We start from the raw sequence: 25,678 nt of genomic DNA, 5'->3' as shown, positions 1-25,678 counted from the left end.
ATCAAAATTTTCTAAAATGAATATCGAAACGATAAACAAAAGCATTCAACCACAAAAAGACCAACTATTAAATCATTCTTTATACAATAAGATTCAAAACATAGACGACTTACACAGCTTTTTGGAAACTCACGTTTTTGCTGTTTGGGATTTTATGTCACTTTTAAAAGCCTTGCAAGCCAAACTTACGTGTACAACAACACCATGGTTTGCTACTAAAAATCCAGAGACACGATATTTAATTAATGAAATTGTTCTTGCCGAAGAAACCGATTTAACAATTGACGGAAGAAGACAAAGCCATTACGAAATGTATCTGGAAGCAATGGAAGCTTGTGGTGCCGATACAACTGGCATTTTAAGTTTTCTATCAGAAGTAAATTCATTACACAATATATTCGTTGCGATAAAGCAAAGTCCAATGCATCCAAATGTGAAATCTTTCCTTGATTTTACTTTTAGAGTTATCGAAGAAGGAAAACCGCACGAAATTGCCGCTGCATTTACGTTCGGAAGAGAAGATTTAATTCCGAGTATGTTTACTCAGATTCTGAAAAATTTCCAAAAAAATCTTCCTGAAACCGATTTGACTAAATTGCTTTATTATTTTGAAAGACATATCGAACTGGATGCCGACGAACACGGACCAATGGCCATGCAGATGATTACGGAATTATGCGAAGATGATGCTCAAAAATGGCAGGAAGTAGAAGAGGTTTCAATCCTTGCATTAGAAAAACGCATCGCACTTTGGAATGCCATAGAAGAAGAAATCTTGATGAAAACTGAAATGGTTTAAAATCCAAACCTTCTTATTTAACGTAACTATTTGTTTAAAGCCATCCATCTAATTTAAACAAATTATGAAACCACATTTTAAACAAATAGTTACCGTTATATTTTCCGTTTTTCTTATGAGCTGCAGTGCCGAAGAAAACAATCCTAAACCTGTTACCACAACTCCGCCGGTAGTAAATCCGCCAGTTGTAACTCCACCCACAACTTCAATTCCGAATACAGTAAACTATTTAGCTTTAGGCGACAGCTACACGATCGGACAAAGCGTTTGCGAAACCTGTCGTTTTCCAGAACAACTTAAATCGAGTTTACGCGCCATGTATTCCAGTACTATTTCGCTTAAGATTATCGCAACAACAGGCTGGACAACATCCAATTTAATTTCATCGATAGATTCTCAAAAACTAGAAAACAATTACGATTTGGTGACGCTTTTAATTGGTGTCAACAATCAATATCAGCACAAAAGTTTTTCTGTTTACGAAAAAGAATTTCCAGAATTAGTCAACAAAGCCATTATGCTTGCCAAAGGCGACAGAAAAAATGTAGTGGTTATTTCTATTCCTGATTATGCCTACACTCCTTATGGTAAAAGTCTTGCCGGAGATCAAAGCAATAAAATTTCAGCAGAAATCACGCAATACAATAATTTTGCAGAAAACTATTGTAATACCAATCAAGTTGCTTTTGTTTCTATTACAGAAATCACTCGCGAGGGACTAAATAGTCCAAACCTTGTGGCTTCAGATGGTTTGCATCCGTCAGAATTAGCCTATAAAATGTTTGTAGACAAAATGATGCCGAAGATTAAAATAGCTTTGCAGGATTAGTATTATTAGAAGCAGAAAGTCCGTTTTTAAAACAAGTTTAGTCCCGCTATCCGTTATATCTTTTGTGTTGAACCCCAACACAAAAGGATATCACTCCTATCGGGGCTAGATTAGAAGTTTTATGTTTTTTAATGGACTTTACTATTTGGAATCGGTGGCGGTGGCGGAGGTAATATGGATCTCAAATCTCCAAAATCTATATTTTTATTAGTTCTAATAAACCTCAATCCATTCAATATCCCTCCTAAAGAATCTATAAACTTTTTAAGTTCTTGCGGAATAACCTTACCATAAAGAGATATTTTCTTATTCTTTCTGTCTTTTGAAATATTAATCAAATACATCGTTCCATCAGCCAGATTATCTTGTACATAATCATCTTTAAACTTTCCAAAATCGAGTTTTAGAAACAATTCGTTGAGTTTTTTTCTATCAGAAATTTCAAGAATTGCATATGACTTTTTTATTGGCTTAGGATAAATTCTTTTATAATAGACCGTATCGCTATTTGTAAACTTAATTGAAGTCACGTGATCTAAACCAGCAGAAGAAACTATTAATTCATCAAAAGGAAACGGCTTTACATCTTCTTTTTTAGAACAGGAAAACATTAATAATATAACACTAAAAATTACAAATTGCTTTTTCATCTCTCAAATCTAATAAAACAAACCTACTTCTTAGTTTTCCAAATAAAACCATCCAATAAATAATGCGTAAACTGCGGAACCGTCAACAATGGAACCAGTAAAATCTGCCAACTCGAAAAATCAAAATTCGTTACGCTGATGTTTTCATTCCAAACGAAAAGTTCCCAAAGAAATTCTTCAGAAAAGGCAATTAAAAGAAGAATTCCGATATAAATGAAAAGTCCTTTGTATTGTTTTAAAAATGATAAATTCCCTAATTCTTCTTTGGATTTTCCGTCAATTTCCTTAAAATAAACCAAAGCCATGTACGGAATTCCATGCGAAACGACATTCAATAAAGTAAAAATCAAATCGTCATTAAAATAAACAATTCCGAAATACCAAGAAAGCGCCGTTCCGAGAATAATACTGTTTTTCGGAATATTAAAAAACTGATTTTGAATAGATTTTACAGCTGTATAAACTACATACAAAATCAAAATTCCAATATAAATCCAAAACAGAATTTGTAAAATCAATTGATTTTCAAACTTAAAAAATTCATTTTCTACAAACCAGTTGAACTTTCGCTTAGACGAAAAAAACCAATATAACATTGGATATCCTGTCGAAGCATAAATCGCTAGATTATCTATCCAAACTGAAACTTTGGTCTTGACTTCTTTTCTGGCATACAATCTCATAAAACCATATTGCTGTCTGATGAAATGAAAAACAGCGACATAAGCTAGAAACGACCAAAAAACTAAACTTCCAAAAGAGAAAAGCACGATTCCTGTAACCAAACAAAATAAAGGCAAGAGAATCAGTCTTCGTTTCTGTTTCTGAAATTCATCGGCAACAAAATAGGTTTTGAATAGCGTCGCGTAAACGTGCGCCACATCAATAAAAACAATCAAAAAAAGCCAAGTGTAAAAAGAATAATGCTCTTCAATTTCAGCAATATAATCCTGAAAAATAAAGATGATTGCCAGCACAAAAAAAGATGGTCCGATAATAAACGTTAAATCGGTTTTGGCTTTATGAATCCACGGTTGTTCCATCTAAAATCTCATTTACAACATTAATTCCCTGATGAAAAGCTTCTTCAAAAATCGAAATTCCAGACAAATCCGTGTGTGCGAAATAAATCTTTTTCTGAATATTTTGTTTGGCTTGTTTCTTCGCTTCACCAAAAATAAAGCCTGGCGCTGGCGAAATCATTCCGTGACCTAGCAGAAAAACTTCTATATCTTCTGTATATTCTTCAATATCGGGATGCGCGATTTTTAAATCATTCAAAACAAATTGTTTCCAATATTCTTTGTCTTTTTTATACAGTTCTTTTCTCGTTTTCTTTAAATCTCCAGACGAAAAACTATAATAATATGTAATCACTTTTTTATCCTGAACCTGATTTACAGTTTGATGCTGATCGTAAACATAACCCAAACCTTTTGCATCATAAATTACATTATCCCACGAAAGTGGAAAACTATAATTCTCCGATAAATCGTTTACAACCAAAGTCGCCAAAAGCCATGGCGTATAATGAAAATCTTTTGTAAAGGCTTTTCTATCTTTTATCAAATACTGATTTACAAATTGCGGAGACGCCATAATCACTTTATCTGCAATAATTTCTAAAGAAGTATTTGTTGCATCATCAAAAGCTTTTGCTATTACTTTATTGTTTTCAATTTTCACTTCATAAACCAAATGATTTTTCAGTGATTTGTCCTCAGTATATTTTTTCAAATGAGTTGCCAAACGCGCATTTCCTTCCGCCCAAGTTAAAACGCTGTCGTGTTTTTCTGGCGTACTGTCTTGTTTTCTTCCCGCAAAATAATGAATTCCAGCCCAAGCCGAAACGTATTCAATTCCTAATCCAAAATCATCTTTGCAACAATAATCAATATAATTAAACAAAGGTTCAGACGTAAAATGATTGTTTTGAAACCATTGTTTCATTGTGATTTTATCTAGAGCTCTCGTCTTTTCATCTTTAGAAGAAAGATAGATCGGAATATCAAATAAATATTTTTGGTCCTCTCCTTTTCCGCTTCTAAAAACATCCATTTGTTTAAAGAATTTCTCAAACTCCAAATCATCTGAAATCAAATTTCCCTCTTTTGGCACTACGCCTTCTTGCCAATTGTTTTTGTAAAACAAACGTTCGTCTGGCGCAAAAGTCAATTGCAATTCATCAAAAATGGGAAATCCTTTTTCGTTATATCCCAGAATTATTTTCTCTTCTTCTAAAAATTGAAGCAGTTCTTTATCTTGAAAATTCGGCAAAGGAAGATAATGTGCGCCCAAAGGATATTTGGAATATTTATTTTCTCCATTTGAAGAATTTCCACCCAAATGATTTTCTAATTCTACTACTAAAAAATCTGAAATTCCTTTTTTCTGAAATTGTCGCGCCGCACTTAAACCGGAAATTCCGCCGCCAACAATCAGATACGGAATCTCGATTTGCTTGGTTGGTTTTGGAAAATCTTTAATCCATAAGCGATGTCCGAGTAAATGTTTGGTTCCAGACAAACGAATCATCATTACTGCAATTTTATCAGAACAAAACTGCAGAAACGGAATGAGAAGTAAAGAAGCTCCAACTCCTTTTATGAAATTCCTTCTAGATTTATTGCAGTTTTCCCCACTCTTCATCAAAATAGCGTACTAAAATCTGGTTGTCTAAACGATTAATTTCAACTTGATTGGAAATCATATCGTTTGTAAAATAATTGAAACGGTCAAATTGATAATTGTAAAACTTCAATTTGTCTGCTTTTCGGTTAACGGAATTAAAAGTGGTTCCGAAACCGTTTATGGCAATCGTATACCCCCATTCTCCAAAAGACGGAACATACGCATGATACGCATCGACCTGCGGAAAAACCTGCATCACGGTTTTATTGATACACCAAAAAGATTTTGGCGCAAAATAAGGAGAAGTAGTTTGAATTACGACCGCAGCATCTGGTTGTAAAATAGTTTTTATGGTTTGATAAAAATTCAGCGAATACAATTTTCCCAAACTATAATTGGAAGGATCTGGAAAGTCGATTATGGCAACATCGTACTTTTCTTTACAGCTTTTTGCCCAAATGTAAGCATCGGTATTGATTACGGTAACTTTTGGATTGTTCAACGAATTCTGATTGAAATTGGTTAAAACGGTATTCGTTTTAAACAACTTTGTCATTCCTTCATCCAAATCGACCAAAGTTACTTTTTCGACATCTTTGTACTTCAAGATTTCGCGAACTGCCAAACCGTCGCCGCCACCTAAAACCAATATATGTTTAACGCTTTTTGCCATTGACATTACGGGATGCACCAAAGCCTCGTGATAACGATATTCGTCTGCCGAACTAAATTGTAGGTTATTATTCAGATAAAGCCTGTAATCGCTCTTATTATGTGTTAAAACAATACGCTGATAAGGAGTTGAATTGGTATAAATAATATTTTCTCCGTATAATTTCCCTTCAGAATACGCTAGAATATCGTTCGAAAAAACAAAAACTCCGAGTAATAATACAAAGGAGAAAATGGCTTTCATTTTAAGAAAATAGACCTTTTTTAATTCTCTTTTCAACAAAAAACACAAAACAATCGCAATACTTACATTGATCATTCCGAAGAAAAGAGACGTTCCCATAATCCCTAATTTTGGCACTAAAACCAACGGAAACAGAATTGAAGCCAACAAAGCTCCGATATAATCAAACGTAAAAACATTCGAAACCAAATCTTTAAACTCGACTCTGTCTTTTAAAATATTCATTAAAAGCGGAATCTCCAATCCGACCAAAAATCCGGTTACGAAAACAAATAAATATAAGATAAACTGAAATGAACCAACACTTTCGAACAATAGAAACAAAACCACAGAACTTAAACCTCCGATAAGTCCAACCAATATTTCGATTTCAACAAAAGTGTTGAGTAGATTTTTATGAAAAAACTTTGAAAAAAAAGAGCCAATACCCATCGAAAACAGGTATACGCCAATAATAAACGAAAATTGTTTTACCGAATCGCCTAATAAATAACTCGCCAAAGTTCCTGCAACCAATTCGTAGATTAGTCCGCAGGTAGCAATTATAAATACGGCAAAAAGTAAAAGAAATTCGAACCTAAGAAACTTTTTACCCATGAATTGCGGCACTAATAATCATGGAAATTCCGATGATAAATGCTGCCAGAACAATCGCAACAGCAACATTATTTTTTTCTACAACCTCTTTCCAAGTGTTTTCTGGAGTCAGTTTTTCAATAATAAAATAACCTATTAACAAAATAACAATCCCTAGAAGAGAATAAATAATTGAATTTACAATTGGTTGTGCGTGAATTAATTCCATATTAATTGATTTTTTATTTGTGATAAAAACGGTTATAAGATGTTCGGCTTCCTGCCGTGCTGTATTTTTCGGTTCTTTCGCAATCGCAGATTCGGTTTCCGGCAAGAGCAAAATAGATATAAACTCCAAAGCAAAAGAATCCAATTGCCAATGAAGCCCAATTATTGCTGAAGAAATCAGAGATTTTTTTCATATTAACTTATTCGTAATTTGAGTAAGAACTGTCTGCCCATCTATTTTTCTCAAATTGATTCTTAAAAAAACGTATGATAAAGAAAATTACAATCATCCCAATAATCACCAGCCAGACATTTCTACTAGAAGGTTCATTCCAGACTACATTGATACGCATGGCATTGTTTTTAAGATCCTCAGGTGCTTTCATTGGTGTAATTACGAGATGGTATTTTCCTGGTTTTACACCACAAATATTAAATTTTTCAGAACTGCTTCCTTCTCTCCAATATTCGCCATCAGTATAACCAGAATAGTACTCAATATCTTTGTTGGCATTAATTTCATCACTTGTTTCCTCATTAACCAGAGCGATATTAAGATTGGCCCATGAATTATCAACGTCTGTAGAAACATTAATTGTCATAGGAGCCGAACCACCTTTCAATACAAAAGTTGGACTGGTAATTTCTTTACTATCAAACTGACTAAATTCTATTGTTTTAGAAAAAACATTCTGCTCAAACTGATTTCTGTAAATAAACCAGTTTGCCGTTATGATCAGTAAAGCAAAAAGACAGAAAATAACCGCCGTGTTGGTCAAATCAAAAAGAGAGGGCTGAATCATTCCCGTTCCTGACTGATACGGTAATGTTATGTCTGGAAATGCTTTTTTGATTTCACTTTTTCGAACATATTCTCCATGAAAAGCGGTCTGAATATTATTCATTTTTTCAACAGAAACAATGTATGGCGGATTTATATATTCAGCCAAGTGTGCTTTTTTATTTGGAATTTTGAAATCAAAAAAACCTTTTGCATCAATTATTTCAGCATCCGAATGTTCGAATAAATCGTAATTTTTACCATCATAGTTCAGCAATTTAGTGCCTTTTTTAAGATCATCGATCTTTTCCATTTCGGTAAGCATCATCCAATGTCCATTTGAAACAGATAGATAAAGAAACTCTTTGGCTTCATTTTGCAAAATAAATTCTGTCCATCTATAATCAGGATTCACTTTTTTTCTCAGGATGCCCGTCACCTTATACTCGCTTCCTTTTAAGAAACCAATATCGCCAACAGCTAACGGAAACGGTTCTGTTTCGGCTTTGTATTTTGATTTTCTTCTAAATTTTCCCTCATCGTCGGCTTCATAAACGCTTCGACATTTTGGACAAACAAAATTTACTACCTCAAAACCAACCTCTAATTCGGTTTCTGTATTACAGTCGTAACAAGGAATCTTCATATCTTATCGGTTAATTTCAAAATCTTTAATAATTTCTGCTTCAAAATAAGCCACATAATCAGCCATTACAGCACGCACTTTTTGCGAATTATCCTGAAGATAATTACACAAATAAACATCCAAAGTCAACTGATTGTATTCTGGCCAAGTGTGTATACAAATATGCGATTCTTTAAGGCAGTACGAGATTGTAAAACTGTCATTATCAAAATCATGCACAACAGCGCCAACCTTTTCAAGTTCGTATTTTTCTAAAATGGAATTGGTAATCGCAACAAAACCTTTGCTATCGGTCAGCTTCGAAGTTTTATCGACATGTAAAGTAACCAGTTTATGCAATCCTGGCGAATAAGGAGGTAAATCCATCAAGTTATTTATATTACACAGGAGTCAAATATAGAATATTTCTAGAATAAAAGAATACGGGAAACCGTATTTTAAAAATAACTTTTCGCGACTATGTATTTATTGATTTTTTATATTTAAGGAGCAGAAATCTCGTTTTCAAAACACGTTTAGTCCCGCTATCCGCTGTATCTTTTGCGGCGAACCCCGCCACAAAAGGATGCCGCTTCTATCGGGGCTAGACTAGACGTTTTCGTTTTTATTTGTAATTTTCGAAATCAACTTCGACTTTCTCAAAGAATTCCGATTTTTCTAAAACAGAATTTATTTTACCCAAACCCTCTTGATTATTTTCTGCGGTTATAAAAGCAAAACCCCAAATATCTTTTGAAATCGTAAACGGTCCAATTTCAGAATCGTAAGTTAAAAGCACTTCATCGTTCATCCACAAATCTAAAACATCTGTCATTTTTGGATTTATTTCGCCTAAAGCATGAACAAAATCAGAAACAAAAGTTTCATTTTCTGCGCCATCAAAAACTTCAATCAAAAGATTCCCTGATTGATAACCGGGGCGAAAATAGTATTTATACATTATTCAATTCTTTTGTAATGATAACCCAGATTATAAGAAGAGCCAGCCCAAAACATAAACAAAACCGCACCCGAATTATCATAAGCATAATTCACCAAAAGTCCGTTATCTTTTGAGAGTCCAATTCTTGTTTTATGATTATCGTAACCGCCTGCAAGATATGGAACTCCGTTACGTTTTAAGTATTTATTATCCAGATAGAAAAGTCCGTTTTTTAGTTTTCCTCCAACTTCAATATTTTCAATTATTTGATTGTCTTTTTGGGTAATAAATTGAAAACGATTTTTATCCAAAAGTTTTACCTCAACAACATATCCTTGTGAATAGTCGAATTTTGATTTTTCCGATTTTATAAAATAATTCAAGTTGTATCTCGCCCTAGATTCTTGCGAATCTATTGTTGTTGCATTTCCTTTTTCATCGTATTTTAAATCTGGAAACAATTCGTATTTCCCTTCCAGTTTTGACAAATCATTTTCTGATAATGCCGATTTGTTTTCTTTAATCATTTTGTCTGAAAATGAGGCACAGGAAGAGAAAAGAAGAATTATAAGGAAAGTTAATACGGTTGATTTCATGTATCTAATTGTAATTCTAAAATTAAATTCAATTAAAGATAGCTTTTATTCTCATTTTTTCAAAAAACAAAAAACCAGTAATTTCTTAAAATGAAATCACTGGTTTTTATCTCGCAGAAAGGAAGGGATTCGAACCCTCGATACAGTTACCCATATACTAGCTTTCCAGGCTAGCTCCTTAAACCACTCGGACACCTTTCTATTTGGTCTGCAAAGAAACAAAAAAAATTGACTTTACAAAGTCAAAACACAAGTTACTTTAAATGCTTTTTCTAAACTCTTCCATGAATAATTTTACTGCCTTTTTCTGGTAACCTCCAATGGTCAGCATAAACGACTCTCTTTTAGTGACAACGCCCGTAATTTGAATTGCTTTAAGCTGATCCCAGCCTTTTAGGGCTTTTTCAGCCACAATGGTTGCCCAATCACTGTTTTCTACCATTTGTAATAATGCATGGATGGAATGCAGTTCGATTGAGATTTTGGGCGTCATATTAAACTTCTGAAACAATACTTCAACATATTCTCTTGAATTCGATCCTTTTCCGGGTAAAACCAACTCGATTTCATCCATTTTTTTGAAAGCAATTTTATCCAAATGCGCCAAAGGATGCGTTTTCGAAACCGCCATTACCATATTCGAAATAAACAAAGGCACTTTCTGGATTGGAAGTTCAATAGGATGTGAAGAAATAACCAAAACCACATCCAATTCGTTATTTAGTAATTTTTTTTCCAACGCTTCGGTTGTTCCATATTCGACAATAATTTTCAGATTCTGATATTGTTTCGCAAACGCTTGAACGACAGGTAAAATAAGCAATCCAAAAATATAGGTAACACCAATTCGCAATTCGCCGCCAATCATTTCGTTCAAATCTTCGATGGCCTGTTTTCCGTTTTCGATATTTTCGACTACTTTCTTGGCATGAACTAAAAATACCGAACCGGCTTCGGTCAATTGTACTTTTTTTCCAATTCGCTTAAATAAGGGCAATCCCAATTCTTCTTCTAGTTTTTTAATCTGTTGCGAAAGTCCAGATTGCGTGACAAAACACAATTCTGCTGCTTTGGTAAAATGCAAAACCTCAGCTGTTTTAATAAAATATTGTAGTTGATAAATTTCCATATTGATAAGTTTAAATACTTATTATCAGTAAAATTATTAATTTTTCTAATGCTATCATAATCCCGACCTTTGTATTAAATATTTAGAGTCATGTTTAAAGCCTTAAAATCAAAAAATTTCAAACTATTTTTCTACGGTCAATCTGTATCTGTTATCGGAACTTGGATGCAGAAAACAGCAGTAAGCTGGATGGTTTACAGCATAACGGGTTCTGTGTTTTTACTAGGATTAGCGACATTTTTAAGTATGATTCCGTCTTTGTTTCTGGCTCCTTTGGCAGGAAGTATAATCGGGCGTTACGACAGACACAAAACAATGTTGTTCTTGCAGTCTTTAGCAATGCTTCAAGCAGGAACTTTAGCTTTGTTGATTTATCTTAAAATATACAACATCAACTTTATTTTGGCTCTGAGTCTAATTCAAGGAATTATCAATGCTTTTGATATGACGTGTCGCCAAACCATGATGATTGATATTGTCGACAACAAAGAAGATCTTCCAAATGCGGTTGCCTTAAACTCTACTTTGAACAACTTTGCCCGAATCGCGGGACCAGCGCTTGCCGGAATTATTCTGCACGAATACGGTGAAGACATTTGTTTTATCGGGAACTTCATTAGTTATGTTCCGGTTTTGATATCCTTAATGATGATGAAAATTACGCCGCACATTAAAGCTGAAAACAAATTGAATATGTTGGAAGATTTTATCGAAGGTTTGGACTATGTGAAAAAAGAAACCGAAATGGCTAGAATGCTGATGATGTTAACTTGTAGTAGTTTATTTGTAATTTCTTTCAATACTTTAATGCCCGTTTTCGCCAAAGATATTTTTAGCGGAAACGCCGAAACTTTCAGCTGGTTCGAAAGCGCTGCCGGAATTGGTTCTGTTTTATCTGCAATTTATTTAGCCAATTTGAAATCTGCAGAAAACATGAATAAATTGATGATTGCTGCGAGTTTGCTTCTAGGTTTCAGCGTGATTATTCTAGCCGTTTCAAGCAGTATTACAATTGCCTTAATCTGTATGACGCTTAGCGGAATCGGAATGATGGGTCAAACTTCTTCTATCAACATTTACATCCAAACGCACAGTGCTGTCAATATGCGTTCTAGAAGTATCAGTTATTATATGATGGCATATCAGGGAATGATTCCTGTGGGAAGTTTAATTATTGGTTACGTTTCTCATTCGCTTGGCGTAAGAACAACCGTTGCGATTCAAGGCGTTATTTGTATTATTTCTGTGCTTGTTTATTTGTATTACAAAAAACACAAAGCTATTGTGATTGATGATTTGGAAACTTGTCCTGTTGAGTACAGAAATTCCAATTAAGAAATTGCTTCGCCAGTTCGCTATCGCTCGGGTCCAAATTCCATTTTTTTGCTTAAGAACAACTATGCGTTCAACTTTGTCAAAGTTTTAAACTTTGACAAAGTTCTTCACGTAAACAAGTTGAAATTTGGATTTTTAAATATTGGATTTTAAACTTTAAGATATCTCCCCGCGAAGTGCAGTCTCAAAAATATCTTTAAACTCCTTTTGTGGAATATTATGTCCAAGCAAATACATTAATTTGGTAATGGCTGCTTCTGTAGTAATGTCTTTTCCAGAAATAACTCCAAGAGATTTTAAAGCTGTACTGGTTTCGTATTGTCCCATATTAACGCTTCCGCCGGAACATTGGGTTACGTTTACAATGTGCATTCCAGATTTAATGGCTTTTTCAATTAAATTCAAAAACCAATCTTCGGTTGGTGCGTTTCCAGAACCGTAAGTTTCCAGAACAATTCCTCGTAAACCTGACGTTGCCAGAATCGAAGCCAAAACAATTTCGCTCATTCCCGGAAACATTTTGATTATGGCAACGTGATTGTCTAAGTTTTTGTGAACAATCAGTTTGGCATCTTTATTTATTGGAAGAAATAAATGTCTGTTCAATTTTAAGTGAACGCCAGATTCTACCAATTCTGGATAATTTGGTGCTGTAAAAGCTCTAAAATGTTCCGCATTTACTTTAGAAGTTCGGTTTCCTCGGTATAATTTGTATTCAAAATACAAGCAAACTTCTGTAATAACAGGTTTTCCGTCTTCTAAAAGCGATGCAATCTGAATCGCAGTAATCAGGTTTTCTTTTGCATCGGTACGCAAATCTCCAATTGGTAATTGCGATCCGGTAAATACAACCGGTTTTGCTAAATTCTCCAGCATAAAACTCAATGCTGAAGCCGAATACGACATGGTATCTGATCCGTGAAGGACTACAAATCCATCAAAAGAAGCGTAGTTTTCCTCAATCATTGTGGCAATTTTGGTCCACATTTGAGGATTCATATTAGAAGAATCAATCGGATGTTCGAATGAAATCGATTCGATCTCACAGTCCAATTGCTTTATTTCTGGAATTTTCTGAATTAATTTACCAAAATTGAAGGCCTTAAGCGCTCCTGTTTCAAAGTCTTTGCTCATACCGATGGTTCCTCCGGTATAAATCAACAATATTTTTGCTTTAGATGACATCTTGGTATTTTAATTTATTGACAACTGGATTGGCGTACATAGCCAAGAAGCCTTGTCTGGTAACAGGATTATCGCTTCCGATTCTCATTTCTAAACGACGCTCAAAAAGTTGTTTTTCGCTTTCTTTGTATTTGTCTGCGAATTTATCTGTTTCGTTTAAAATATCGTAAGCAATAAAATTAGTTGGCCATAACTGATAGTTTTTCAAAATCATATCATCAATTGTTTGTGCCAAAGCCTGAACCTGTTTGTTTGCATTGTCATTTTCTGCTACAATTTGATCGATTTGAGTATCTAAAACATCGCCAACAGAAATATGTATTCTTTTTTTAGTTCCCATGATACCACTCAAAATGGTCATGAAATCTTCGTTTTTATCTTTTACGTAAACTTCGTTGTTTGCTTCTGCCATTAATTGCGGCATTTTCAAAACATCTGTCGGATCATATTCGTAAGAAATCGAAACAGGAACGATTTTTAATTTCTTAAAATAATCCATTAAATTTTCTTCATCAGAACCCATTCCGATCATTTTTAGAACGCCAGGATTGGTTTCGTCGTTTCCGTCTTTTGTTCTTCCTTCTCTTTGGGCAATCCAAACCGAACGGTTTTCGCGAAGCAATAATTGTCCCATATATTCAGACAATAACTTCGAACTTTGAAGCATTTCACGAGGCGTTAATCCTCTTAGAACCAAAAAGTTTCGGTTTAATTTAGCTAAAGTCGCCAAGAAAGCTTTTTTAACCAAATTGTCTCCAATTGCCGATGCGGTCATTACTAAACCATGTTCGAACAAACAAACATTTAATAAAGTCGTATCTAAAAGAATATCTCTGTGATTCGAGATAAACAAATAAGAAGTATTAGGTTCCAGTTTTTCAAAACCTGAAGTGGTTAATCCTTCAGAGCTTTTTTCTAAAACTTTTTGAATAGTGTTGTAAATAAAGTTGCATTGAAAATCACGAATAGAATGTGTTTTCTTCAATTGTTCCTTCCAAACCTCATCTTCTACTTCCGGAAAAGTAAAGTTCATCATAGTTTTCATCATAGGATGATTGACAACATTATGAAGGGCTTCATTTATTTCGGAATCATAAAACGGTCGAATGGCATCAAATCTCTGCATTATTTATTTGGGTTTAAGTGGGCAAAAGAACAAAAAAAAAATTAAAGTTTTGTAAGGCTTGGGTTAAATCCCGAACACGTCTTTTGAATTTTGTGTTGTTATTGCTGCTATTTCTTCTGTAGAAACACCGTAAATATCGCTTAGTTTCGCTATAACATTGACTAAATAACTACTTTCATTTCGTTTTCCTCGGTAAGGAATTGGCGCTAAATAAGGTGAATCTGTTTCTAGAACGATATGTTTCAAATCGATTTCATTTAAAAACTGATCTATTTTTCCGTTCTTGAATGTTACAACACCACCGATTCCTAATTTCATATTGTAAGAAATGGCCTGTTGCGCTTGTAATAAAGTTCCGGAAAAACAATGAAAAATCCCAAACAAATCTTCAGATTTTTCTTCTTCTAAGACTTCGAAGATTTCGTCAAAAGCTTCTCTGCAATGAATTACAATGGGTAATTTGTATTGTTTTGCAAGCTGGATTTGCCTTTTAAAAGCAATTTGCTGTTCTTTTAAATGGGTTTTATCCCAATATAAATCGATTCCTATTTCGCCAACAGCATAGAATTTTCTTTTGGATAATTCTGTTTCAACATGCTGTAATTCTTCCAGATAATTATCTTTCACGTAAGTGGGATGCAAACCCATCATCAGGAATACATTTTCAGGATATTTTTTTTCTAAATCGTACATGGACTGCGTGGCAGCCGCATCAATGGCTGGAATAAAAAAGCGGGTAACTCCGGCAGCAATGGCGCGCTGAATCATTTCGTCACGATCCTGATCAAATTCTTCAGAATATAAATGTGTGTGTGTATCGGTAATTATGGGTGTTGAATTCAAGGCTATCATTTTAAAGTCATCAAAATTACGACAATAATAAAAGAATAGCAATTCCAGATAAAATGGGACGCGGATAACACAGATTCACTTTGTGAAAACGCCGATTTGAACGGATTTTTTTTTATTGAATATCTTAAAAAAGAAAAAAACCTTTACCTAAGTATTACACTTTGGCAAAGGTTTACAAATTAAAACTAATCTTTTATCCTCTTAAGGAACGAAGAACCTCACAAGTAGCTTCGCAAAGAAAACCCCCATTTTTTCCGCAAATTAACTAGTGTGATCCTTCGTTCTTCAGGATGATAATTTCGTTTTATTTTCCTGTTTCAATAAATAGCAAAGCGCGTTCCAAAACTTCATCTCTGCCTTCCTGAATTCCTTTTATGGTTGGTTTTATTTCTATATCAGGAATAATGCCAATTCTTTGGGTTTCTCTTCCATCTGGATAGTAAACGCCAATTCCAGTAAATCCAGTATGAAATTCTTTAAACTCAAATTCAAATACATTTCCGTCGGTTCCTGCTGTCTGACTTCCAATAATTGTAGTGTTTCCTGCAGTTTTAAAGCACATTGCGGTCCATTCTGATTGACTAAATGAATTTTCATTAACCAACACTATAACTTTACCTTTATAATTGTTTTTGTTTTCAAAACCAGCTGTCGTGCCCTCCATCCATTTGTAACGCCCCGGATAATTTAAATAAGGTTGTGTATAGATTGCAAATTTTTGTTCGCTAGGACTTATAAAATCTGAAATCTCCTTATAGGTACCTTGTGGATAATTTCTCAAATCAAAAACAATTGCTTTTGTAGATTCCAAAGCCGAAATCATAGCAGGAATGTGCTTTTGTTTTATGACTTCCATATTAACATATCCAATATTATTCTCCAAAAGTTTAAAATTGTCTTTCTTTTTAAGAGCTCCTTTTTTAAACTCATTTCTATGAGAATCATGGTAATCAAACCATTTCATATCTTTTGTTAGAAGCTTTCCATCTTTTAAAAACTCAACTTTTACATTTTCAGTATCTGAGGTCAAAATAGGATTTACAACTCTTTGCAAATAATTAGCTTCATTTGATGCGCTTATCACATCTCTCTTTTCTGCGATATAGTCTTTAATTGTTTTGTTGTTTATTTTAGTAATAACATCACCAATTTTAATATCGTAAGCTGCAGCCAAGCTATCGCCTAAAATTTCAGTAACAATCAATTTTTCATCAATTATTTTTCCTGTTGCGGGAAAATAAGTCGGCGTCTTTCCAGACCAATGAAATCGATATGAGATAAACATTACATGTCCATCATTTAGTTTTCTGGTCATTTTTTTCATTGTATCCAAATATTCCTTATTGTCTTTTGCAGCCAGAACGACAGGAACTACTTCTTCTAAAATCTTGTTCCATTTTTGATCCATTATATATTTATATGGAAAATAATATTCGATTACATTCCAATAAGCAAACAACATCAGGATTCTGGATTCTTTATCCATATAATCCAAATCATTATAGTTTCGCTGCTTTTTAAAAGCATCAAACTCTGGACTAAATTCCTCTTGGCTTTGAAATCTATTTTCTTCAATAAATTTTAATTTCTTCGAAAGTCTTTTAGAAAACAGTTTATTATTAAACCAACTCAAATCGAAGTTCTTGTCAAAAAGTTCAACCTCTTTCGGAATAATAATTGGCGCTATTTCTTTTACTGGACCAATTTCATCAATCCAATTTTCTAAGATTAAGGAAAATTCTTCTTGGGTTTGCGCTTTTTCTATTTTAGGTAATTTCTCCAAAAGTTGATTGTCCCAATTCAATTCTCCATTGGCCACCTTTGGATGATAGTATTTTAAGAACCCCCATACCTTGCAGGTTGCAACAAGTTTTTCATTTTCAGTGATTTTAGGAGCACTAAAAATAGCTTCAGAAAGTAAAATAATAATTAATAATATAATCTTTTGCATTTCCGCTTGTGGTTAAGTTTACTTGTTCTTGGGTAATTTCTTATAAAATAAAAATCGAATTTAGAACTAAAATTCTAAATTCGATTGAGGTTTTCCACAATGGAGTAAATATTTTTTAAATTTTAAGATTTACTCCAGTTCTTCTTGCAGGCGTTCGACTTCATCATAATCTTCAAAATCCTGAGAAATGGTCTGTAAAATTTCCTTGCATTCTTTATATTTTCCTTGTTTTAGTTTCGATAAAGCCAGATTCCATTTTGCTTTTTCTTTATAAACAGAATTTCCCGTTTCTAATTTTTTAAAAATAGCTTCTGCTTTTACATATTTATCAACCTGCAATAAAGAAACGGCATAGAAATATTGAATTTCTGGTGAGTTATTTTCTTTTAAAATAGCTTCAAAAAGCGGAATTGCCTTTTCATATCTTTTACCATTAAAATCATTTTCTGCTTTTTTCAAAGTTTCTTCAGAGACACTTCTTTCTGTAAAGTAAGCACTTTCTGGATGATTGTAATCTTCGAAATTTGGATAATGATTGTAATCAAAGAAAAACAATCCGAACATAATGGCCGCTGAAGCCGCGACCGCCAGATACCAAGGTTTAAGCGAAACCACTTTGGTTTTCTTTTTATTGAAATATTTATCTGAAATTCGAGTCAGGTTTTGAGTAAAAATTGCTCGTTCTGCTTCTTGTCCGAATTTATTTTCTAGTTGAAAATGCATTTCTTTGAAACTTTCAAAAGCCGATGCCAATTCTGGATTTTCAGCCAATTGTTTCTCAAAATTGTTTTTTTCATCAACGGTCAGTTCGCCTTGAAGATATTGATCGAATAATATATAGCGTTCTTCGTTCATGATTAATTGTTTTTTAAAGAGTTAAAATTTTTCGCTTCCTGAATCCATTCTGTCAACTGGCCTACGCACAATGATTTCTTTTTGCGCACATAACCGTAAGTCACATTGAGTTTTGCTGCTACTTCTTCCATTGATTTTAAAGAAAAACTGAGTTTTAAAACTTCTTGGCATTTTTCTCCGAGTTTTAGAAACATGGCATCAAAAAGCTTTTGTTTTTCGTCAAATTCTTCTGCTTGTCCAATCAGTTCGTGTGCAGATTCATTGATAGATACTACATTCTCATAAATTGTTACCCCTTTATTAGACGATTTTTTCAATTCGTTTAACCAGCGCCTTTTGCACAAAAGAAAAAAGTAGGCATCAAACGGGCAAGTCAATTGCAATGTATTGGCTTTCGCCTGATTAAAAAGCAAAATCAGAACTTCCTGAATCACATCTTGCGCCTGATCTTTATCGCCAGAATTATTATGAACAAACTGAACCACTTTTGGTGCAAACTTTTTATAGATCATTTCAATAACCACAGAATCATTAGAAGCTAATCCGTCGATATATTTTTGATCAGGATGAATTTTATTTTGACTCATAAAAAGACATTTTACAGCTAATTTAAAAAAAGAATCTTAAAAAATTTCAAAAACAAGGGGTAACAATATTACAATCAATTGTATGTAACAAAACAAAAGTCTTTTAAAAACTCTTAAAAAATTAAAAGAAATGAAAAGTTACGCTTTATCAGACGAAAAAAATTTAGATCGTTTTTACGAAATCATTGCTGCCAAAACACGCAACGGTTTCGTGATTACAGAACACAATGAAAAACTGCCTTATGTGGTTTTATCTAAAGAAAAGAAAATCATCAATCATAACCTTCATTTGTTTCTCAGCATCATCACTTTCGGATTCTGGCTGATGGTGTGGATTTATATGATTCTGAAATTCTCCCGCAAAAAAGACATTTTGGTTGCCGTTGACGAAGACGGAAATCTATTTGAAGACAAATGTCTCTCGGCTTAAATAAAAAAAATCAAAAAACAAGGGTAACAAATTTTAAAGCCAATTGATATAACGACATAAAAGCCTTTAAATAAATCCGTTCGTTGAAAATATTTAAACACATAGAGACATAGTTTTAAGAATCTTTAAAAAGGCGTTTCACTTGTCTCAATGCACATAGCAAACTATGTGAAAGAAATAAATTTCTCTTTTGAAAGTCTTTTTTTGATATAAAAACTATGTCTCTATGTGTTAAAATTAAACTCTGTATAATTTTTACATAAAAACAAGGGTAACAAAACAAAACCCAAATTGATTTAACCATATCATTAATAACCAAATCTGAAAACCACTTGAAACGATCAAGCCAGATTTATAAAAACTAGAAATTATGAAAACAAATTTTAAAAAAATCGGACTTTTAATATTAGCTATTACAATTTTCGCAAGCTGCGATAATAGTGACGGAGATGACATCAAACTTTCGCCTCCAACTTCAGCCGCTTTTAAAAGCATCAGCGAAAAAGGTGTAAAAAGAAATACACAAAATTTTACCATGACCGCGGGAAATGGCGTCGTAACTCTAACATCAGCAAAGGGTGTAAAGCTTTACATTAACGGAGATTGTTTGACCAAAAATGGCGCGGCAGTTACAGGTCAGGTAGATATTGAATATATCGAACTTTTTGACAAAGGAAATATGTTGGTAACCAATAAACCAACAATGGGAATTACATCAGACGGAAAGAAAAACTTATTGATTTCAGGTGGTGAATTCTTCATCAAAGCAACTCAGGGGGGAGTCGAATTACAAACTTCTTGCAGTTTGAGCATGATTGTTCCAACTGCGCTAACAAATGGTTACGATAATTTAATGACTTTATGGACTGGAGTTATTGATGAAGATGGTGAATTGGCTTGGAAAGATGCAAGAGGCGCTGATGGAAAAGGCGGTGTACAAGGCGAAGGAAACAATTATTATGTAACTTTTGGAAACTTCGGATGGACTAATGTTGACCGTTTTTACAGCGATCCAAGAACAAAAACAACTATTTTAGTAGATGTTCCAGAAGGTTACGATAATACAAACAGCGCTGTTTACCTTTCTTATGATGGCGAAGGAACCAATGCGCTGGCAAAATTAGATACTTATACTGCCGAAGGATTATTTAGCGAGCACTACGGACAAATTCCTGTTGGATTAGCTTGTCACATCATTTTCGCAACCGAAGACAATGGAAACTGGCGATATGCTATAAAAGGAGTGACAACAACAGCAAATGCGGTTTACACCTTTACTCTTGCCGAAACAACAGTCGGTACAGAAGCTCAATTGGTTGCTGCAATTAATGCCATTCAGTAACTTAGAAATGCTTTTTTAAGAAGAAGTGATGATTTGCTCATCACTTTTTTTTACATTTAATCTTGTTTTGAAATTGATTTTTAAGATTTTAGAACCCAAAACTATCTCGTTATGAAACCAAACCTGTCTATTTTCTTTATTCTATTCTCTTTTCTCTCAATAGGGCAAACCAAAGTTAAAGACACCATAACACGAAGAGCCAATATTGGTTTTACTCAAAACGGTAATCAGGTTTCTTATAAACCAGAAACGCCGCCTTTGATTCCGATTGCGGGTGCGCCAAAACCTAGTTATTCTTATTTATGGGAATTGGGCGACGGTCATTACAGCAAAGAAGCAGAACCTAAACATGTGTATAAAAAGAAAGGTACTTACACCACACGACTTGCGGTAACCAATAACTATGACAACGGAAAACCGCCTGCAACCCGTCCGAAAAAAGTGGCTGTAAATGATATTACGGATACTAATTTTAAAGACATTGCTTCTATCGCCGATCAAAACGGTTTTGCGATTATAAAGAATTGCGATCCTATTCCGGAACAGGAAATGGTAGTCGTAGTAAGTTATCAAAATTTAGAGAATTATGTTTCGAGTGGAAAGCTTTATTTATTTTATAATGAAAAGCAATTCAAACACAATAATTTTGAATTAAGCGATTTTAGAACCTATGCAGGCGAACGTGAAGTAAAAGAAAATTTAATTGCTTCGGTTGATGATTTAAACGATTCGAATAGTTTTTTGGCTTCCGCCGAAGGGAATTTCAAAACCAAAAAATACCGAAATACCACAACAGAAGAAGATTTGGATGCCTCGCTTTTAGATGCCCATAAAACCTATCATAATCTTTCTGTTTTAGAATTCGACGATGCCAATCCAGGAGAAACACGAAATATTTTTTATACTTTCAAAACTACTCCTGAAATGATAAAAGATACCAGTGCAACGGTTACGATGCGAGGAATTTTTGTTCCGAATCGAAGTTATAAAAACCATAAAATAAAAAATCTGGAAATGGAAATTGTAACGTCTCACGATCCAAATAAAATGGGATCGAATGGACGTTTTATGAATTATAGATTAGTCCGTTTTAAAAGAGTCAATTTTAAAACCCGTTTTCAGAATAATGGTGAAGGTCCGGCGCGAAAAATTCGTTTAGAAACCGATGTTCCCGATATGTTCGATAAAAAGACTTTCCAGATAGAAAGTATGTATCCAGAATGTCCAATTTGTCCAAAAGGCGAAGAACCAACCGTGAGTTGCCTTGACACGATTATCAAACAGAAACAAATCATTTTTACTTTCAAAAATATTTACTTGCCAGGAAGCGAACAGAAAAATGTCCATGAAAAGGATTCTACAAAAGGTTTTGTAAAATACTCGATGAAGTTTGGAGAAGATTTTCATAAAGTAACCACCAAAAGCCGAACCGCAATTATTTTTGATAAAAACGAACCTATAATTACCAATTACGCCACTACTCGATTTATGCCCGGAATTTCTATTGGAGCAAAAGCGGGTTACAATTTTTATCCTGATTTAGATAAATCAACGAGTTATTTTGTGGGCGCGACGCTTTCTCCGTTCAAATCGTATCGTTTTTATTGGCAGATAGAATGGGTAAATGCTTTAAATCAATACAATAACGAAACGACAATTTCAGAAGAATTTTTAACGAATGCTAACGGAACCAGACAGCTCCAAAGAACAACGACAAATGTTGAAAACAAAAACATCAATTGGGAAGTTCCTGTTTTAATTCGATACAACATTAATAATTATATCGGAATTGGTGCGGGAATTCAGGCGAATATTAATGTTTCTTCGGAGCAAAATCAAAGTATAAAAACAGATTTGTTTGAAGGTGATAAAGAAAATTTCCTAATCAGTTCGACTACAACTTCTAATAAAGTAAAAAACAGTTTTACAGATGTAAAAACAGGCCTTTTATTTGATTTAACGGCTGGTTTTGCCAGAATCGGACCAAGTTTGGGTGCGCGCTATGTGATAAATTTTGAACAGAATTTTAATTATATTCAGTTGTATGGAATTTGGAAGTTTTGATTTTTTCACCATATAAGTGATATAAGTTCATATTACCTCCATTGTCTCATAAAATACAACTGTCACCCTGAGCAAAGTCGAAGGCTTTAACGAAAAAGGTCTTCGACTTCGCTCAGACTGACATTAATAGAATAAACAACTTTAATATGAACTTATATCACTTATATGGTTTAATTTTTTTCTTTTTCCTAAGCTTAAATGTTTCTGCACAGGAAGATCAAATCTATAATGCGATTGATGTTTTTGTGGCTCGTCCTTCCGCGAAAGCGTTACAAAATTTACGAACTGTTGAAAGTGATTTTTGGAAAAACTCAAAACCAAAAACTAAAGACGAATTGTTGGCAATTGTGGTTTTAAATTGCAACAAAGCTTATTATGAAAACCAATTTGGGCAGACACAAAACGCCATTTCGAGTTATGAAAAAGCCTGGCAACTTTATCAAAAAAAGAAACTTTCTGATTATGATATTATTGAATTTTGTTTAAAACCTTTAGGGAATTTATATACCGTTTTAGGCGATTATGACAATGCAGAAAACACCATAAAACAGTATTTTTTTATTGTCAATACTTCCAAAAATTATCCTGACGCTCAGAAACAAAAATTCGCGGCTATTCTCAATTTATCTAATGTTTATCAGAGTTCTGGAAAGATTTCTTTGGCGATTGAGCTTTTGGAAAAAACTTTAAAAACAGAACAATTATCAAATCCGCAGAAAGGGATTTTACTGAATAATTTAGGAACTAATTATCTGTTGGGTTTTAAAGGGAGTTTGATGACGCAGGATCTGTATAAAAAAGCTGAAAACACGTTTAAATCAGCTGTTAAATATTTGGAAAACGACAAAAATTATTTGGAAAATTTATCCAATTCTTATCGAAATCTTGCAACAGTCAGTCGGCAAACACATCGATTTAAAATTGCCGATTCTTATTTAGCAAAAGCAACTGAAATCTTTCTTGAGCTCCCAAATCAGGAAGCAAGAAAAATGGCAAGTTTGTATTACGAAAAAGCTTTATTGCTTTTTGATGAAAGAAAGCATGATGAAAGTTCGAAAGAAATTACGGTTATTTTTAAAACGTTGCTTCCGAATTATAATTCTACAAATATACTTCCGAATCAAAATCAATTGTATGCAGAAACTGTTTTAGTTGATGCGCTCGATTTACAGGGAGAAATTTTTAAGATAAAAAACCCAAAAAAAGCGCTTCAAGCTTTCGATCTTTCTTTTTACATCGAAGATTTATTCATGAATGGTTTGGTTTATGAAAATTCGAAAATCTTAATGCAATTACGCTCTCGAAATCGTACCGAAAAATGCATTTCCATTTATAATCAATTATTTAGAAAAGAAGGCAAAACGGAATATTTAGCAGAAGCCTTTCAGTTGTCCGAAAAAACAAAATCTGGAATTTTAAAAAGTTATCGTTCGAATATTAAAAATGCTTCGGCGAAAGAAAAACAACTTTCGCAAGAACTTCAGAATTTAAACAATTCTATTTTAAAAGAACAGCAAAAAGCAGATTCAGCGGATATTTCAATACTAAATCAGCTTATAAAAAAGCAAAACGAATCGATGCTTTCGTTAAAGAAAATTCAATCTGAAAAACCAAATTCAATTTCGGAGAATTTAGATTTAAACGCTTTATTTTCAAAGTTGGAAAAAGACAAAGCAATAATGATCTATTATTTTATGGGGGTTGAAAACCTATATTATTTTACTCTTCAAAATAACCGAATTAGCTTAAATCATTTTGACGTTACAGACGCCGCAATTCCTAAAATTTTAAAATTTCTCGATTATTATAGAACCGCAGATGTTATTACAAATGATATTGTTGGATACAATTATTATGGAAAAAGGGTCTATGATTTATTAAAATTGCCTTCAAACTTAAACTATAAAAACCTCATCATTGTTCCCGACGGTATTTTAAATTTCTTGCCTTTTGAAGCTTTGATCACCCGAGAATCGAATACGACAAATTTTGCCAAAATGAATTATTTAATGAACGATTTTAAAATCGCTTATAATACTTCGGCAAATATTTACTTGAATTCTAAACCCGTTTCTAAAGCAAAAAAAACAGTTTTAGGCATTTTTCCTGTTTTTGATAAAACGGCTTTTGAACTGCGTTATTCGAAGAAAGAAATGAAATCGATTCAAAATAATTTTGACGGTAAATATTTAGAAAATGCTCATGCGAGTTTTTCAAATTTCAAAAAAGAAGCCAACAATTATTCTGTTTTGCATTTGAGTACGCATGCTTCTTCAGGTGATATTGAAATTCCTGCAAGTATCAAATTTTACGATCAGGAAATCTTGTATTCTGAATTGTATAATCTCCATATCAATCCAGATTTAGTGGTTTTGAGTGCCTGCGAAACTGGAATTGGAAAATTGTATAAAGCAGAAGGCGCAATGAGTATTGCGAGAGGTTTTCAGTTTGCCGGTGCTCAGAATTTAATGTTTTCTTTATGGAAAGTAAATGATTTTACGACTTCGGTTTTTATGGCAGATTTCTATAAAAACATCAAAAACAATGCTTCTTATTTTGAAGCAAATGCTAATGCAAAACGAGATTATTTAAATGACAAATCCATTTCAAATGCGAAGAAATCTCCCTATTACTGGAGTTCTTTTGTGTATTATGGTTCGATTTCCGTTGAAGAAAAATCAGCAAATTATATCTTTTATATCGTTAGTTTATTGATTGTAATTGGCTTATTTTTGGGTTTCAATCAATATAGGAATGGAAAATCTTCACGAGATTCTCAAAAAAGAAGGGAATTATAAAAAAATAAAATTCAAAATAACTAAAACCCAGCATTTACAGATTAAAGCTAAAATCAATGGTATTTCTGGAAATTTCATTTTAGACACGGGCGCATCCAATACTTGTGTGGGTTTTGAATGTATCGAACGTTTTGAACTTGCCGCAAAAAACTCCAAAACCAAAGCTTCTGGCGCTGGCGGAACCGGAATGGAAACTCAGATTTCTTCTCAAAACAAATTAAAAATTGGAAGCTGGAAAAGCAAAGATTTTAGCATTGTGATTTTTGATCTTTCGCACGTAAATGAGGCTTTAGAATCTTTTAAAGCAAAACCTGTTCATGGCATTATTGGCGCAGATGTCTTATTGGAAGGAAAAGCAATTATTGACTATTTTAACCATTATTTGTATTTAAAATAAGACAATTTAGTTTTTTTGATATATTTGTTGAGCCATTTTAACAAATCTATACG

The 25,678-nt window shown here is 33.4% G+C and carries 25 protein-coding genes and 1 tRNA gene; 8 read left to right on the top strand and 18 right to left on the bottom strand.

The genetic code is table 11. The annotated features are described in order from the left end of the window. The first annotated feature begins 16 nt into the window (after nucleotides 1-16). Nucleotides 17-799 carry a DUF3050 domain-containing protein gene (locus tag K6T82_RS14845; protein WP_223707064.1) on the top strand — a complete coding sequence of 261 codons (783 nt, stop codon included), beginning with the start codon at nucleotides 17-19 and terminating at the stop codon, nucleotides 797-799. A 64-nt stretch (nucleotides 800-863) separates the two neighbouring features. Then, complete coding sequence (locus tag K6T82_RS14840; protein WP_223707062.1) at nucleotides 864-1,628, top strand: SGNH/GDSL hydrolase family protein; 765 nt, start codon at nucleotides 864-866, stop codon at nucleotides 1,626-1,628. 128 nt (nucleotides 1,629-1,756) lie between these two features. Here the strand turns inward: K6T82_RS14840 and K6T82_RS14835 are convergent, their stop codons facing one another. The 12 genes from K6T82_RS14835 to K6T82_RS14780 all read right to left on the bottom strand — a co-directional run bounded on the left by K6T82_RS14835 (nucleotide 1,757) and on the right by K6T82_RS14780 (nucleotide 10,703). Further along, entirely contained in the window at nucleotides 1,757-2,278 is a 522-nt protein-coding gene (locus K6T82_RS14835) for a DUF6438 domain-containing protein (RefSeq protein ID WP_223707060.1), read from the bottom strand. 23 nt (nucleotides 2,279-2,301) lie between these two features. Continuing rightward, nucleotides 2,302-3,321, bottom strand: a complete 1,020-nt coding sequence (locus tag K6T82_RS14830; protein WP_223707058.1) for a hypothetical protein — start codon at nucleotides 3,319-3,321, stop codon at nucleotides 2,302-2,304. Beyond that, entirely contained in the window at nucleotides 3,299-4,927 is a 1,629-nt protein-coding gene (locus K6T82_RS14825) for an NAD(P)/FAD-dependent oxidoreductase (protein WP_223707055.1), read from the bottom strand. Before K6T82_RS14825 ends, K6T82_RS14830 begins: the two co-directional genes overlap by 23 nt. Further along, a complete protein-coding gene (locus K6T82_RS14820; protein WP_223707053.1) occupies nucleotides 4,902-6,422 on the bottom strand; it encodes a polyamine aminopropyltransferase in 1,521 nt (506 codons plus the stop codon). Before K6T82_RS14820 ends, K6T82_RS14825 begins: the two co-directional genes overlap by 26 nt. Then, nucleotides 6,415-6,630, bottom strand: a complete 216-nt coding sequence (locus K6T82_RS14815) for a DUF350 domain-containing protein (protein ID WP_223707051.1) — start codon at nucleotides 6,628-6,630, stop codon at nucleotides 6,415-6,417. The genes K6T82_RS14820 and K6T82_RS14815 overlap by 8 nt, the downstream gene beginning before the upstream one ends. Before the next feature lie 13 nt (nucleotides 6,631-6,643). Next, a complete protein-coding gene (locus K6T82_RS14810; RefSeq protein WP_223707049.1) occupies nucleotides 6,644-6,823 on the bottom strand; it encodes a hypothetical protein in 180 nt (59 codons plus the stop codon). A 6-nt stretch (nucleotides 6,824-6,829) separates the two neighbouring features. Beyond that, nucleotides 6,830-8,056, bottom strand: coding sequence for a DUF4178 domain-containing protein (locus tag K6T82_RS14805; RefSeq protein WP_223707046.1), 1,227 nt, complete (start codon nucleotides 8,054-8,056; stop codon nucleotides 6,830-6,832). Between the two features lie 3 nt (nucleotides 8,057-8,059). After that, the gene (locus K6T82_RS14800) at nucleotides 8,060-8,422 is read right to left on the bottom strand and encodes an S-adenosylmethionine decarboxylase family protein (RefSeq protein WP_223707044.1); all 363 of its coding nucleotides are present in this window, start codon (nucleotides 8,420-8,422) and stop codon (nucleotides 8,060-8,062) included. Nucleotides 8,423-8,660: 238 nt separating this feature from the next. Next, complete coding sequence (locus K6T82_RS14795; protein WP_223707042.1) at nucleotides 8,661-8,996, bottom strand: hypothetical protein; 336 nt, start codon at nucleotides 8,994-8,996, stop codon at nucleotides 8,661-8,663. Next, complete coding sequence (locus K6T82_RS14790) at nucleotides 8,996-9,574, bottom strand: hypothetical protein (protein ID WP_223707040.1); 579 nt, start codon at nucleotides 9,572-9,574, stop codon at nucleotides 8,996-8,998. The genes K6T82_RS14795 and K6T82_RS14790 overlap by 1 nt, the downstream gene beginning before the upstream one ends. A 114-nt stretch (nucleotides 9,575-9,688) precedes the next feature. Beyond that, nucleotides 9,689-9,775: transfer RNA gene (locus tag K6T82_RS14785), tRNA-Ser, on the bottom strand. A 58-nt stretch (nucleotides 9,776-9,833) separates the two neighbouring features. After that, on the bottom strand, nucleotides 9,834-10,703 hold the full coding sequence (locus tag K6T82_RS14780; RefSeq protein WP_223707038.1) for a LysR substrate-binding domain-containing protein: 870 nt from the start codon (nucleotides 10,701-10,703) through the stop codon (nucleotides 9,834-9,836). Between the two features lie 90 nt (nucleotides 10,704-10,793). On the opposite strand from K6T82_RS14780, the gene K6T82_RS14775 reads away from it, so the two are divergent. Then, entirely contained in the window at nucleotides 10,794-12,038 is a 1,245-nt protein-coding gene (locus tag K6T82_RS14775) for an MFS transporter (RefSeq protein ID WP_223707036.1), read from the top strand. A gap of 156 nt (nucleotides 12,039-12,194) precedes the next feature. Here the strand turns inward: K6T82_RS14775 and K6T82_RS14770 are convergent, their stop codons facing one another. The 6 genes from K6T82_RS14770 to K6T82_RS14745 all read right to left on the bottom strand — a co-directional run bounded on the left by K6T82_RS14770 (nucleotide 12,195) and on the right by K6T82_RS14745 (nucleotide 18,594). Then, the gene (locus K6T82_RS14770; RefSeq protein ID WP_223707033.1) at nucleotides 12,195-13,223 is read right to left on the bottom strand and encodes an asparaginase; all 1,029 of its coding nucleotides are present in this window, start codon (nucleotides 13,221-13,223) and stop codon (nucleotides 12,195-12,197) included. Further along, nucleotides 13,213-14,349 carry a 1-acyl-sn-glycerol-3-phosphate acyltransferase gene (locus tag K6T82_RS14765; RefSeq protein ID WP_223707031.1) on the bottom strand — a complete coding sequence of 379 codons (1,137 nt, stop codon included), beginning with the start codon at nucleotides 14,347-14,349 and terminating at the stop codon, nucleotides 13,213-13,215. Before K6T82_RS14765 ends, K6T82_RS14770 begins: the two co-directional genes overlap by 11 nt. Before the next feature lie 63 nt (nucleotides 14,350-14,412). Beyond that, a complete protein-coding gene (locus tag K6T82_RS14760) occupies nucleotides 14,413-15,201 on the bottom strand; it encodes a TatD family hydrolase (RefSeq protein ID WP_223707029.1) in 789 nt (262 codons plus the stop codon). A 304-nt stretch (nucleotides 15,202-15,505) separates the two neighbouring features. Continuing rightward, a complete protein-coding gene (locus tag K6T82_RS14755; RefSeq protein WP_223707027.1) occupies nucleotides 15,506-17,152 on the bottom strand; it encodes a S41 family peptidase in 1,647 nt (548 codons plus the stop codon). Between the two features lie 129 nt (nucleotides 17,153-17,281). Beyond that, nucleotides 17,282-18,007 carry a CDC27 family protein gene (locus tag K6T82_RS14750; protein WP_223707025.1) on the bottom strand — a complete coding sequence of 242 codons (726 nt, stop codon included), beginning with the start codon at nucleotides 18,005-18,007 and terminating at the stop codon, nucleotides 17,282-17,284. Nucleotides 18,008-18,009: 2 nt separating this feature from the next. Then, the gene (locus K6T82_RS14745; RefSeq protein WP_223707023.1) at nucleotides 18,010-18,594 is read right to left on the bottom strand and encodes an RNA polymerase sigma factor; all 585 of its coding nucleotides are present in this window, start codon (nucleotides 18,592-18,594) and stop codon (nucleotides 18,010-18,012) included. Between the two features lie 130 nt (nucleotides 18,595-18,724). Here K6T82_RS14745 and K6T82_RS14740 point away from each other — a divergent pair, with 130 nt between their 5' ends. From K6T82_RS14740 to K6T82_RS14720, 5 genes are all read left to right on the top strand, one after another. Beyond that, nucleotides 18,725-19,024 (top strand): hypothetical protein, encoded by a 300-nt coding sequence (locus K6T82_RS14740; RefSeq protein ID WP_223707021.1) that lies wholly within the window; start codon nucleotides 18,725-18,727, stop codon nucleotides 19,022-19,024. Nucleotides 19,025-19,394: 370 nt separating this feature from the next. After that, entirely contained in the window at nucleotides 19,395-20,366 is a 972-nt protein-coding gene (locus tag K6T82_RS14735; protein ID WP_223707018.1) for a hypothetical protein, read from the top strand. Nucleotides 20,367-20,477: 111 nt separating this feature from the next. Then, entirely contained in the window at nucleotides 20,478-22,430 is a 1,953-nt protein-coding gene (locus K6T82_RS14730) for a PKD domain-containing protein (protein ID WP_223707016.1), read from the top strand. A 146-nt stretch (nucleotides 22,431-22,576) separates the two neighbouring features. After that, a complete protein-coding gene (locus K6T82_RS14725; RefSeq protein ID WP_223707014.1) occupies nucleotides 22,577-25,228 on the top strand; it encodes a CHAT domain-containing protein in 2,652 nt (883 codons plus the stop codon). Then, nucleotides 25,185-25,625: a retropepsin-like aspartic protease gene (locus tag K6T82_RS14720; protein WP_223707011.1), complete on the top strand. Its 441-nt coding sequence runs from the start codon at nucleotides 25,185-25,187 to the stop codon at nucleotides 25,623-25,625. The genes K6T82_RS14725 and K6T82_RS14720 overlap by 44 nt, the downstream gene beginning before the upstream one ends. Nucleotides 25,626-25,678 lie beyond the last annotated feature (53 nt).

The sequence above is a fragment of the Flavobacterium potami genome, assembly GCF_020026915.1.
Classification (GTDB): domain Bacteria; phylum Bacteroidota; class Bacteroidia; order Flavobacteriales; family Flavobacteriaceae; genus Flavobacterium; species Flavobacterium potami.
Note: the sequence above shows the minus strand (reverse complement) of the source record. Positions and strands in the feature narration are given on the sequence as shown.